This is a genomic window from Psychrobacter sp. 1U2 (assembly GCF_051847575.1).
In genome coordinates this window covers 1-721 of sequence record NZ_JBPYDC010001063.1, presented here as the reverse complement: position 1 = coordinate 721, position 721 = coordinate 1, and the positions used below count along the sequence as shown (strand labels likewise).

1 pseudogene is annotated in these 721 nt (G+C 38.4%); it reads left to right on the top strand.

Annotated elements, in window-relative coordinates:
• Positions 1 to 490: 490 nt before the first annotated feature.
• Positions 491 to 721 (top strand): annotated as a pseudogene (locus tag ACS8FD_RS20400) (octanoyltransferase); the annotation flags it as partial.

Below are 721 nucleotides of genomic sequence, written 5' to 3'. Positions count from 1 at the left end.
CGCGAAAAATTTGCTTGTAATTGCGCTATCGTCGTAATAATACTCAATGGCTTTTGAGAGTCAATTGACGTTTGATTATTTATCGCTTCGCTGTTTATAGTTTGGTCATTATCTGTCATGTTGCTTCCTTGTCATACATGCTAAAGTGAAAGCACTCTAGCCAGTTGCTACTTAATGTAGCGTATCGAGTGAGGAATGAAAAGGTTGATTCACATACTGATAGGTTTGCACCAGCTGTCTTTTAAAGCAGTACTTGGCTACATTAACCTATTTATAAAATAAGCTGTCATCTACAGACTGGGTGATAATAGCAAAAACTGCTAAACTCGTTATTATCTTTAATTATGTATTATTCTCTCTTAAACAAATCATAAATACGACAAATTGCACCTACCACAATAAGAAGCTGACCCTCATGCCAAAGCACACACTAAAAACTATGCAAACAACCTCACAAGAAACATCGCAACAGGCTTCACAAATAAGCGATATGCTTGTCAGTAAGTCATTATCTTCTGCAGACTATAATGCAACTCATAATGCGATGCTTGAGCGCACACTTGAGCGCATTGCTTTAAAGAAAGAGCAAAGCTTACGTACGCCTGATGAGTTATGGATAGTTGATCATAATGATGTCTATACCCTAGGTCAGGCAGGTAAAGAAGAGCACATACTACAGCATACAGACACGCCTATCATTAAGACCGATCGCGGTGGACAA